The organism is Massilia terrae, from assembly GCF_024753145.1.
GTDB lineage: Bacteria > Pseudomonadota > Gammaproteobacteria > Burkholderiales > Burkholderiaceae_D > Telluria > Telluria terrae.
Window position 1 is genome coordinate 265,033 of sequence record NZ_JANUGU010000008.1, and the last position, 11,163, is coordinate 276,195.

Below are 11,163 nucleotides of genomic sequence, written 5' to 3' on the forward strand. Positions count from 1 at the left end.
GTTTACACCACGATGTTGACGAGTTTGCCGGGCACGACGATGACTTTCTTCGGCGTGCCTTCCACGAACTTCTGCACCGCTTCGGACGCCAGCGCGGCCGCTTCGATCGTGGCCTTGTCGGCGGCCTTGGGCACCTTGACCGAGCCGCGCAGCTTGCCGTTCACCTGGATCATCAGCTCGATCTCGCTCTGCTCCAGCGCAGCGGCGTCGACCTGTGGCCACGGCGCGTCGAGGATGTCGCCGGCGTAGCCGAGGTCCTTCCACAGCGCGTGCGTGATGTGCGGCGCGACCGGGTTCAGGAGGCGCAGGAAGATCGACAGGCCTTCGGCCACGACCGCGTCGCCGCCAGCGCCTGTTTCGAGCTTGGCCGACTCCAGCGTGTTGAGCATCTTCATGCAGGCCGAGACGACGGTGTTGTACTGGATGCGCTTGAGGTCATAGTCGGCCTGCTGCAGCACCTTGTGCACTTCGCGCCGCACTTCCTTCTGCGCGTCGCTGTAGTTCGACTGCGGCGCGGCGGCCAGGCTTGCCGCCACGCGCTCGCGCTGTGCATAGGCGTAGGCCCACACGCGGCGCAGGAAGCGGCTGGCGCCTTCGACGCCGCTGTTCGACCATTCCAGGGTCTGCTCCGGCGGCGAGGCGAACATGGTGAACAGGCGCGCGGTGTCGGCGCCGTACTGCTCGATCTGGGCCTGCGGGTCGATGCCGTTGTTCTTCGACTTCGACATCTTCTCGGTGCCGCCGATCTGCACCGGCTGGCCGTCTTCCTTCAGCAGCGCCGACACCGGACGGCCCTTGTCATCCAGCGACAGCTCGACGTCGGCCGGGTTGTACCAGGTCTTCTTGCCCGACGCGTCTTCGCGGTAGTAGGTCTCGTTGAGCACCATGCCCTGGGTGAGCAGGTTGACGAAGGGCTCGTCGAAGCTCACCAGGCCGAAGTCGCGCATCACCTTGGTCCAGAAGCGCGCGTACAGCAGGTGCATGACGGCGTGCTCGATGCCGCCGATGTACTGGTCCATCGGCATCCAGTAGTCGTTGCGGGCCTTGTCGACCATCGCATCGTTCGAGCCCGGCGAGGTGTAGCGCATGTAGTACCAGGACGAGTCGATGAAGGTATCCATCGTGTCGGTCTCGCGGCGCGCCGGCTTGCCGCACTTCGGGCAGTCGCACTTGAGGAAGCGCTCGTCCTTGCCCAGCGGGTTGCCGGTGCCGTCCGGGACCAGGTCCTCGGGCAGCACCACCGGCAGGTCCTGCTCGGGCACCGGGACCGAACCGCAATCGGCGCAGTGGATCATCGGGATCGGCGTGCCCCAGTAGCGCTGGCGCGAGATGCCCCAGTCGCGCAGGCGGAAGGTGACCTTCTTGTCACCCAGGCCCATGCCGGCGACGTCGCCCGCGACCGCGTTGACGGCGCCGGTGTAATCGAGGCCGTCGTACTTGCCCGAGTTGATGACCTTGATGTTGTCCTTGGCGCCGTACCACTCCTGCCAGGCGTCGAGCGAGAAAGTCTCGCCCTCGCTTGCTACCACCTGCTTGATCGGCAGCTCGTATTTCTTGGCGAAGGCGAAGTCGCGCTCGTCGTGGCCCGGCACGCCCATCACGGCGCCGTCGCCGTAGGTGATCAGCACGTAGTTGCCGACCCAGACCGGGACCTGCTCGCCCGAGATCGGATGGGTGACGGTCAGGCCGGTCGGCATGCCCTTCTTCTCCATCGTCGCCATGTCGGCTTCGATCACGCTGCCCTTCTTGCACTCGGCGATGAAGGCGGCCAGTTCCGGATTGCTGCGCGCGGCGTACTGGGCCAGCGCGTGTTCCGGCGCCACGGCGCAGAAGGTCACGCCCATGATGGTGTCGGCGCGGGTGGTGAAGACGTACAGCTTGCCCTCGTTGATCAGCTCACCCTGCTCGTCCATGATCACGTGCGGGAAGGCGAAGCGCACGCCGGTCGACTTGCCGATCCAGTTGGCCTGCATCACGCGCACGCGCTCCGGCCAGCCGGGCAGCTTGTGCTCGACGTAGTCCAGCAGCTCGTCCGCGTACTCGGTGATGCGCACGTAGTACATCGGGATCTCGCGCTTCTCGATCAGCGCGCCCGAGCGCCAGCCGCGGCCGTCCACCACCTGTTCGTTGGCCAGCACGGTCTGGTCGATCGGGTCCCAGTTCACGGTGCCGGTCTTCTGGTAGATGATGCCCTTCTCGAGCATCTTGAGGAACATCCACTGGTTCCACTTGTAGTATTCCGGCTTGCAGGCGGTCATCTCGCGCGACCAGTCGATCGCCAGGCCCATCGACTCCATCTGCTTGCGCATGTGGGCGATGTTGGAATAGGTCCACTCGGCCGGCGGCACGCCGTTCGCCATCGCGGCGTTCTCGGCCGGCATGCCGAAGGCGTCCCAGCCCATCGGCATCAGCACGTTGTAGCCGTTCATCCGCAGGTAGCGGTACATCACGTCGTTGATCGTATAGTTGCGCACGTGGCCCATGTGCAGCTTGCCCGACGGGTAAGGCAGCATCGAGCAGGCGTAATACTTGCCTTTCGGGAAACGCGGATCGTTTTCAACGGCCTTGTAGGCATCGATCGATTTCCAGTGGGCCTGGGCAGCCTGTTCAACCTCGGCGGGACTATATTTCTCTTGCATGACGTTTCTGCGGGCAAAAAAAGGGGTGGAACGGGACATTATACAAGTTCATCTTGCAGTGCGGCGTGGCGGCGGCGGACGCAGCGAGCGAAGCGAAAAAGCCGGACTGAAGATGAACTGTCATGGGATTCGGCTGTCAAATGGTTATGAACAGCCCATTCAATCCAATGCAGTACGTGCACCAGCTTGAAGAAGCCGGCGTTCCGAGCGAGCAAGCGGAGGTGCATGCCGGCGCGCTGGTCAAGGTTTTGGACAATTACGCCCAGTTGCAGAAAGTGAAAGAAGCGGTGACCGCGGCCATCGCCGCGTCCGAGGTTCAATTGCGTGTCGAAATCGCTGGAGTAGAGGTGCGACTACGGGCCGAGATCGCCGAAGCAGAGGCACGATTACAGACCATGATCGCCGAAGCAGAGGCGCGACTACGGACCAAGATCGCCGAGGCAGAGTCGCGACTGAGAACCGCGCTTGCAGAATTGGAAGCGAGGGTCAATGCCCGGTTCGAGAAGTTGGAAGCGAGGGTCAATGTCCGGTTCGAGAAGTTGGAAGCGAGGGTCAATACCCGGTTCGAGAAGTTGGAAGCGAGGGTCAATACCCGATTCGAGAAGGTAGAAGCGTGGATCGATACCCGATTCGAGAAGTTGGAAGCGAGGATCGATACACGATTCGAGAAGTTGGAGGCGGAAATCAAACGGATGCGTTTGAGCAACGCGATCATCATTGCGCTGGCCATTGCCATCCTCGCCCAGGGCTATTTTCGGTAGCCGCTCAGCCCAGCACCAGCTCCAGCGCCGGCTTCTCGCCGTAGTCCTCGTAACGCTCGTTGATGCCGATGATGCAGAAGGCCATTTCTTCGAGGATGTCCGGCGCGCGCTCGCGCAGAGCGCCGGAATCCTTGACGACGATCTCCAGCACCTCGTCGTCGCCGAGGCGGAAGGTGGACATGCCGTCCTCGTCGCGCAGATAGCTCAGGCAGTCGACGAAGGCATCCATCGTCGCCTGGTAGGAATCCGGAAAGCCGAATGCGCGCTTGCATTCGGCGTGGAAGCTGGCCTCGTCGACGATGGCGGCGCCGTTCAGTTCCGCGGTCGCCATCTCAGTCCTTCAAGCCCAGCACGTCCTGCATGTCGTACAGGCCGGTGCGCTTGTCCGCCAGGTAGCGGGCGGCGCGCAGCGAGCCCTGCGCGTAGCTGACGCGGCTGCTGGACTTGTGGCTGATCTCGATGCGCTCGCCGATGCCGGCGAACAGCACGGTGTGGTCGCCCACGATATCGCCGCCGCGGATGGTGGCGAAGCCGATGGTGGACGGATCGCGCGCCCCGGTCACGCCCTCGCGGCCATACACCGCGCATTCCTTCAGGTCGCGGCCCAGCGCGTCGGCGATCACCTCGCCCATCTTCAGCGCGGTGCCGGACGGCGCGTCCACCTTGTGGCGGTGGTGGGCCTCGATGATCTCGATGTCGTAGCCCTCGGCGAAGTTCTTGGCCGCCATTTCCAGCAGCTTGAGGGTCACGTTCACGCCCACGCTCATGTTCGGCGCGAACATGATGGCGGTCCTGGCGGCGGCCGCGCGGATCGCGGCCTTGCCGGCCTCGTCGAAGCCGGTGGTGCCGATCACCATCTTGATGCCGTGGGCGGCGCAGTATTCCAGGTGGTGCAGCGTGCCTTCCGGACGGGTGAAGTCGATCAGCACGTCGACGCCCGCCAGGCCCTTGTCCAGGTCGGACTGGATGACGACGCCGGCCGGCTGGCCGGAAAAGGCGCCGGCGTCGGTGCCGATGGCGGGGCTGCCCACGCGGTCGAGCGCACCCGCCAGGGTCAGGTCAGGCGCGGCCTGCACCGCCTCGATCAGCATATGGCCCATGCGCCCGCTGGCGCCCGCAATCGCAATTCGCAAAGTCATCGCATCCGCTCCTTATTCGCCGCCCTTGTCCTTGTCCTTCGGACGACGCACGTCCTCGAGCGACTTCTGCTCGTCCGGGACCGGTGCGGCCTCGGTGCCGGCGATGCGGCTGATGTAGTCCTTCTCGGACGGCAGGTGGCCGCCGTCCCAGTGGTCGACCTTGTTGTCCTTGAAGTAGACGGTGACGCGGCTGGTGGTCAGCTCGCCATTGCCGCGCGCCAGGTAGAACGGGTAGTCCCAGCGGTTCTCGTGGAAGATATCGGACAGCATCGGCGTGCCGAGCACGAACTTGACCTGGTCGCGCGTCATGCCGGCCTTGAGCTGGTCGAGCATTTCCTGCGACACGAAGTTACCTTGCTGAATGTCCGGACGATAGGGCGTAAAGATCCACAGGAATTTCTGCAGCTTGGTGGCCTTGGTGGTCTGCGCGCCGGCGTTGGCGATCGCGGCCGACTTGCTGGCATCGGCAGCCACGGTGTCCGGTGCTGGCGTGGTCACGGCCGGCTGGCTGCGCCACGACGCGCAGCCGGACAGCGCCAGCGCGCATGCCAGGGCGCCGGCGAGCGCCGCACGGGCACGGAAACGGTTCATTACAGCAATCTTGACGCGCATACGGGTCCTCAAAACGTTTGAGCAAGGGCTCCAAAACGCTATATCATAAAGCACTCTGCCCATTCACGAGTCAAAACATGAGTCATAACCCAACCGACCTGAAGGCCAGCGGGCTGAAAGCCACGCTGCCGCGCTTGAAGATCCTGGAGATTTTCCAGAACAGCGAGGTTCGGCATTTGACGGCGGAAGATGTCTACAAGATCCTGCTGGCGGAGAACATGGACGTGGGCCTGGCGACCGTGTACCGGGTGCTGACCCAGTTCGAGCAGGCTGGGCTGCTCAACCGCAACCACTTCGAGACGGGCAAGGCAATCTACGAGCTGAACGCGGGCACCCACCACGACCATTTGGTATGCCTGGACTGCGGGCATGTGGAGGAATTCGTGGACGAGGAGATCGAAAAGCGCCAGCAGCGCATCGCGGTCGAGCGCGGTTTCCGCATCGCCGAGCATGCCTTGGCCATCTACGGCAACTGCACCAAGGAAAACTGCCCGCATCGGCATTGATGCCTGGTGCCGGCAGCCGCTTAGCTTAGCTCTGATAGTTTTTTACCGTCGTTCCCGCGTGCGCGGGAACGACGTTCTCTTTTCTTTTCGAGATTAATGTTGCGGCTTGCAACGCGCCGCCTGCTGCAGGTACGCGATCAAGGCCTTGCGTTCGCCCGCATCGGTCACGCCGGCATAGGTCATCGTCGTGCCCGGCACCATCTTGGCCGGATTGGCCAGGAAGCGGTCCAGCGTGCGCGCGGTCCAGACGATGTCGGCATGCTTCATCGCGTCCGAATAGGCGAACCCGGGCACGCTGCCGGCGCGCCGGCCGAACAGGCCGCAGTGGCGCGGCCCGGTGCGGTCGGTCTCCAGCGAGTGGCAGGCCTGGCAGCGCTCGTACACCTGCTCGCCCTGTTTCTGCAGGCGCTGGCCGGGCGCCGCGGCGGCGTGCGACGCGGCCAGTACCAGCGCCGCCAGCCACCAGCGTGCGGCGCCCATGCTCAGCTCACGAAGGCCGACGGCACCGGCGGCTCGCCCAGCGCATTGCGCAGGATGGCCCAGTGCATCGCCTCGTCGCCGAGGATGCTGGCGGCGGCGTGCGACAGGTCGCGGTTCTGGAACAGCGGCACCGCGCCCAGGTAGGCGCTGACGGCGCCCTGCTCCAGCTTGGCGGCGAAGCGCAGCACATCGGCCTGGGATTTCAGGGTCGCGGTCGGGAAATCGTATTTATCCTTGGCCTTGTTGGGCGTGCCGCCCAGCTTCTTGATGGCGCCGGCCAGGGTGTCGGCGTGCTCGCGGTGCTGGCCCTGGAAGGTCAGCGCCAGCTCCTTCACCGGCTTTTGCAGCAGGCCGCTGTCGGCACCCAGCTGGTAGGCGGCGATCGCCTCCAGCTCGGCCGACAGGGCGGTGTTGAGGATGCGGACATCGTTGCCGCCGGCGCCCTCCTTGGCGGCGAGCGCATCGCGCCCGGCCAGCAGCGCGACCGCGGCGCCGGACAGCAGCAGGCCGGATTGGCCCAGGAAGAGACGGCGCGGGCGTAGCACGGCCGGCTCTCCCGACTGGATCAGGAAAGACATGTGAACCTCCGTTAGTTGTAAGGTGGTGCGGGTGGAAAGAACGGTCAGCCGCTACCGGGCGGGCCGATCCGGGCCAGCACCGCGGCCACGATCCGGTCGCAGCGCTGGCCATCGAATGAGAATGCATCGCCGAGGGCGACGCCGAATTCGGTTTCGAGCTTTGCCCTCAGCAGGGCGCGGGCGCGGAAGAAGCGCGAGCGCACCGTCGCTTCCGGGATGCCGAGCACGGCGGCGACTTCCTCGCCGCTCAGCTCCTCGACGGCGCGCAGCATGAACACGGTGCGGAAGGCATCCGGCAGCTCGTCGAGCGAGCGTTCGATCAGGACGCGGGCTTCGGCGCGCATGGCGCCGTATTCCGGGGTGTCGTCATCCATACGGTCCTCCGCGTCGGTGGGCTGCAGGCCGGGGTCGGCGTACAGCGGCGTCACCTCGGCCTCGCGGTGGCGCTTGCGCGAGCGCGCGATGGCCTCGTTGACCACGATCCGGGTCAGCCAGGTGGACAGGCGCGCATCGCCACGGAACTGCTTGATGCCGCGGTAGGCCTGCAGGTAGGCATCCTGCACCGCATCCTCGGCCTCGGCGTCGTCGCGCAGGATGCTGCGGGCGGCGCGGAACAGCAGGCGGTTGTGGCGCCGCATCAGCAGGGTGAAGGCGTGCGGGTCGCCGGCGCCCACGCGCAGGGCCAGCTCGGCGTCGCTGGCGATGGCCAGTGCCGGCTGTATAGCGGCAGTCTGCTGCATGGCGCTCTCCCCTTTTTCGTCGTTGTGCGGCATTAGATGGCGGCCGCGGGCGCGGCGTTCCCACGTCCGACAATTATTTCAGGGCGAGTGGCTGAGCGCGTTGGACAGCAGCTTGGCGGTGATGTCGACGATCGGGATCACCCGCTCGTAGGCCATGCGGGTGGGGCCGATCACGCCCAGGGTGCCGACGATGCGGCCGTTGACCTCGTAGGGCGCGGTGACCACGCTCATCTCGTCCAGCGGCACCAGGTGCGATTCGCCGCCGATGAAGATCTGGACCCCGCCGGCCTTGCTCGACACGTCCAGCAGCTGCATCAGGCCGGTCTTCTGCTCGAACATCTCGAACATCTGGCGCAGCGAGCTCATGTTGGAGGACAGGTCGGCCACCGACAGCAGGTTGCGCTCGCCGGCGATGACCATCTCGTCGCTCTCGGCCATCGCCTCGCTGCCGGCCTCGACCGCGGCCTGCATCAGGCGCCCGATGTCGTCGCGCAGCTGGCGCAGCTCGCCGGTGAGGCGGGAGCGCACCTGGTCGAAGGACAGGCCGGCGAAATGGTGGTTGAGGTAATTGGCCGATTCGGTCAACTGGCTGGGGCTGTAGTCGACGTCGGTCAGCAGCAGGCGGTTCTGGACGTCGCCGCGCGGGTCGACGATGACCAGCAGGATGCGCTTTTCGGACAGGCGCAGGAATTCGATCTGCTGGAACGCCGATTCGCGCCGCGGGCTCTGCACCACGCCGGCGAACTGCGACAGCGAGGACAGCATCTGGGCCGCGTTGGCGATCACCTTCTGCGGCTGGTGCGCGGGCAGGCGCATGCGCGCTTCCACGCTGTGCTCGTCGAGGTGCTGGACCGTGAGCAGGGTGTCGACGAACAGGCGGTAGCCGCGCGGGGTCGGCACCCGGCCGGCCGAGGTGTGGGGGCTGGCGACGTAGCCCATTTCCTCCAGGTCGGCCATGATGTTGCGGATGGTGGCGGGCGACAGGTCGAGCCCGGAGATCCTGGACAACGCGCGCGAGCCGACCGGCTGGCCGTCGGCGATATAACGCTCGACCAGGGCTTTGAGCAGGGTTTGGGCACGGTTATCGAGTTGCATGTTCGCTGGGCGGCACGGGGATCCGCTCCTATTATGCACGTTCGCTCGCGTACTGTGCAGTCAGCCGTGCTCGCGCTGCAGCCACTCGACCAGCTCGTGGAAATTGCTGACCATGGCGTCCGGCACCACCTCGTGCTCCAGGTGGGCGGTCGAGCCGGTGCGGTTCATCCACACCGCGCGCATGCCGGCGCGCTGGGCGCCCTGGACGTCGAGCAGCACGTCGTCGCCGACATACACGGCGTCTTCCGGCGCCACGCCCAGCTCCGCGCAGGCGGCGTGGAAAATGGCCGTATCCGGCTTGGCGCAGCCGAGCTGGTGGGCGGCGATGGACACCTTGAAATGGTTGGACAGGCCGATCGTCTGCAGGTCGGCGTTGCCATTCGAAATCGAGCCGACCAGCACCCTGCCCTTCAGCCGCAGCAGGCCGGGCAGCACGTCGTCGAAGGGAATCACGGCATTGCGCGCGGCAAAGAACTCGGTCATCGCCTGCTCGACCTTGACCGGATCCTCGCCGGCCTTGGCGAAGGCCTCGACCAGGCCGGCGCGGCGCAGGGCGCCCAGGTCGTACCTGAACTCGGGCTTGCGCGCCAGCAGCGACAGGCGCGCCTGGCGCAGCATCTCGATGGTGAACTGCTGGGCCACGCGGGGCGCGTGGGTGGCCAGCCAGGCATGCAGGGTTTCCTCGGCCTGGATGATCACCGGCGCGATCGGCCACAGGGTGTCGTCCAGGTCGAACAGGATGGCCTTGGGCCAGGCCCGGCGGGTGGTTTTCATTGCTGCTGGATGGGAAAGGTGGGCCATTCCAGCATAGCGAGGGCGGCCCCGAAACGCAATGCCGGCCCGGCCGTTACATGGAGATACAAAGGTCAATGGTTCAGCCGATTGCCAAATGCTCTAAAATGACGGCTATTTGTCTACGCAGGCGCCGGCCCAGGCTGGTATCGCGCCTGGCCCTTGTCCGATTTTTGGAGAACTTATGAAAAGCTTGTACCTGCGCACTGGCGCCGTCGCGCTCGCCTGCGCACTGGGCCTGGCCGGCTGCGGCGGCAGCAGCGGTCAACTGCTGCTGGGCGGCACCGTCGTCGGCGTGACCAAGGATACGCTGGTCCTGCAGAACAATGGCGCGCACGACATGTCGATCACGGCGTCGGGCACCTTCTACTTCAACGACCTGATCGGCATCGACGAACAGTACAACGTGACCGTCAAGAGCGTGCCGTCGAACGTCGACCACTGCGACGTGGCCAATCCGTCCGGCCGTTCGGCCTTCAACGTGACCAACGTCATCGTCTCCTGCGTCCTGAAGACCCACGACGTCAACGCCACCGTGTCCGGCCTGGCCGGCGCCACCGGGCTGGTGCTGGTCAACGGCACCACCCAGGTCCCGGTCACGGCCGATACCGCCAGCGGCGCCCTCCTCAAGCTCGGCTCGGTCGGCGAAGACCAGCCCTATGGCTACGCCGTGCTGACCCAGCCGGCCGGGCGCATCTGCTCGATCGCCAACGGCAGCGGCACCATGGGCAGCGCCAACATCAGCAACGTGGCGATCACCTGCGTGTCCACCGCCAACTGATCTTTCCTGGAGAACGAGTAATGAAGTTTATTTCGATGCGCACCCTGCTGGCGATGGCACTGGCGCTGACGCTGGCCGCCTGCGGCGGCGGCAAGGCCACCTTCACCGTCGGCGGCTATGTCAGCGGCCTGGTCTACAACGGCCTGGTGCTGAGCACCAACGGCCAGACCACCACGGTGGCGCCGGCGGCCACCATCGCCACCGACCCGAACGCCACCGCCACCTTCAGCTTCCCCAAGCAGCTGGAATATGGCGACGAATATGACGTGACCGTTGCGACCCAGCCGGCGCACCAGACCTGCACCGTCAGCACCTGGTACCAGCACGATACGGCGGGCCGCCTGGCCTCGATCGACATCCCGGTGTCGTGCACCATGAACTCCTTCCTGATCGGCGGCACCATCTCGGGCCTGACCGCGGACGGCCTGGTGCTGACCAACGGCTCGACCGGCGGCACCTTCACCGCCGCCAGTGGCGCGACCGTGTTCACGATGCCGACCACGGTGGTGTACGGCACCACCTACGGCGTGACCGTGCTGACCCAGCCGACCGGCCTGTTCTGCAGCGTGGCCAACGGCGCCGGCACCATGGGCGACGCCTCGGTGACCAGCATCGCGGTCACTTGCGTCCCGGCGAGCTGAGCCAGGTATTCGGGAGCGTGATGGCGCGCATTCCGAATGGGAATTGGACGGAGATGCTGTAGCGCAGCATACTGCATCTGTCTCCTCCAACTCTCCTCAAAAAGAATTGGACTTCAAGCCCACCCAACGGTGGGCTTTTTTTTCGCCTGCCGGGACCGCATTCGCTTTGGTGATAGGGTGCATTCGGAATTGGAATTGGACGCCGATGCTGGCACCCAGCATACTGCACCTGTCTCCTCCAACTCTCCTCAAAAAGAATTGGACTTCAAGCCCGCCGTCTGGTGGGCTTTTTTTTTGGCTCTGTCACCGAAAAGTGTTGAACTCAGCCTTGCCGTGACGATCTCAACGTACAAGAAGCTACGTTGGGAGCGCACGATGAAAGCACGCGAGTTCGAGCAG

The 11,163-nt window shown here is 65.3% G+C and carries 14 protein-coding genes; 5 read left to right on the forward strand and 9 right to left on the reverse strand.

The annotated features are described in order from the left end of the window. Nucleotides 1-2: 2 nt before the first annotated feature. Entirely contained in the window at nt 3-2,639 is a 2,637-nt protein-coding gene (leuS, locus tag NX778_RS20875; protein ID WP_258813715.1) for a leucine--tRNA ligase, read from the reverse strand. A 146-nt stretch (nt 2,640-2,785) separates the two neighbouring features. Between leuS and NX778_RS20880 the strand changes: the two genes are divergently transcribed. Next, nucleotides 2,786-3,400, forward strand: coding sequence for an apolipoprotein A1/A4/E family protein (locus tag NX778_RS20880; protein WP_258813716.1), 615 nt, complete (start codon nt 2,786-2,788; stop codon nt 3,398-3,400). 4 nt (nt 3,401-3,404) lie between these two features. On the opposite strand, the gene NX778_RS20885 is transcribed toward NX778_RS20880, so the two are convergent. The 3 genes from NX778_RS20885 to NX778_RS20895 are packed head-to-tail and all read right to left on the reverse strand — an operon-like array spanning nt 3,405 to nt 5,130. Further along, nucleotides 3,405-3,731: a barstar family protein gene (locus tag NX778_RS20885; protein ID WP_258813717.1), complete on the reverse strand. Its 327-nt coding sequence runs from the start codon at nt 3,729-3,731 to the stop codon at nt 3,405-3,407. 1 nt (nt 3,732) lies between these two features. Next, entirely contained in the window at nt 3,733-4,539 is an 807-nt protein-coding gene (gene dapB, locus NX778_RS20890) for a 4-hydroxy-tetrahydrodipicolinate reductase (protein WP_258813718.1), read from the reverse strand. A gap of 12 nt (nt 4,540-4,551) precedes the next feature. Next, the gene (locus NX778_RS20895; protein ID WP_258813719.1) at nt 4,552-5,130 is read right to left on the reverse strand and encodes an outer membrane protein assembly factor BamE; all 579 of its coding nucleotides are present in this window, start codon (nt 5,128-5,130) and stop codon (nt 4,552-4,554) included. 98 nt (nt 5,131-5,228) lie between these two features. Here NX778_RS20895 and fur point away from each other — a divergent pair, with 98 nt between their 5' ends. Next, a complete protein-coding gene (fur, locus tag NX778_RS20900; protein ID WP_258813721.1) occupies nt 5,229-5,657 on the forward strand; it encodes a ferric iron uptake transcriptional regulator in 429 nt (142 codons plus the stop codon). Between the two features lie 93 nt (nt 5,658-5,750). On the opposite strand, the gene NX778_RS20905 is transcribed toward fur, so the two are convergent. The 5 genes from NX778_RS20905 to NX778_RS20925 all read right to left on the reverse strand — a co-directional run bounded on the left by NX778_RS20905 (nt 5,751) and on the right by NX778_RS20925 (nt 9,324). Next, on the reverse strand, nt 5,751-6,143 hold the full coding sequence (locus NX778_RS20905; protein ID WP_370661358.1) for a c-type cytochrome: 393 nt from the start codon (nt 6,141-6,143) through the stop codon (nt 5,751-5,753). Further along, nucleotides 6,140-6,715 carry a ferritin-like domain-containing protein gene (locus tag NX778_RS20910; protein WP_258813723.1) on the reverse strand — a complete coding sequence of 192 codons (576 nt, stop codon included), beginning with the start codon at nt 6,713-6,715 and terminating at the stop codon, nt 6,140-6,142. Before NX778_RS20910 ends, NX778_RS20905 begins: the two co-directional genes overlap by 4 nt. Before the next feature lie 44 nt (nt 6,716-6,759). Next, a complete protein-coding gene (locus NX778_RS20915; protein WP_258813724.1) occupies nt 6,760-7,455 on the reverse strand; it encodes an RNA polymerase sigma factor in 696 nt (231 codons plus the stop codon). Between the two features lie 78 nt (nt 7,456-7,533). After that, on the reverse strand, nt 7,534-8,550 hold the full coding sequence (hrcA, locus tag NX778_RS20920) for a heat-inducible transcriptional repressor HrcA (protein WP_258813725.1): 1,017 nt from the start codon (nt 8,548-8,550) through the stop codon (nt 7,534-7,536). Nucleotides 8,551-8,610: 60 nt separating this feature from the next. After that, nucleotides 8,611-9,324: an HAD family hydrolase gene (locus NX778_RS20925; RefSeq protein ID WP_258813726.1), complete on the reverse strand. Its 714-nt coding sequence runs from the start codon at nt 9,322-9,324 to the stop codon at nt 8,611-8,613. A gap of 202 nt (nt 9,325-9,526) precedes the next feature. Between NX778_RS20925 and NX778_RS20930 the strand changes: the two genes are divergently transcribed. From NX778_RS20930 to NX778_RS20940, 3 genes are all read left to right on the forward strand, one after another. Continuing rightward, a complete protein-coding gene (locus NX778_RS20930; RefSeq protein WP_258813727.1) occupies nt 9,527-10,123 on the forward strand; it encodes a hypothetical protein in 597 nt (198 codons plus the stop codon). A 20-nt stretch (nt 10,124-10,143) separates the two neighbouring features. After that, nucleotides 10,144-10,764 carry a hypothetical protein gene (locus NX778_RS20935; RefSeq protein WP_258813728.1) on the forward strand — a complete coding sequence of 207 codons (621 nt, stop codon included), beginning with the start codon at nt 10,144-10,146 and terminating at the stop codon, nt 10,762-10,764. Nucleotides 10,765-10,959: 195 nt separating this feature from the next. Beyond that, nucleotides 10,960-11,163, forward strand: a 204-nt coding sequence (locus NX778_RS20940) for a hypothetical protein (RefSeq protein ID WP_258813729.1), incomplete at its 3' end; no start/stop codon positions are given.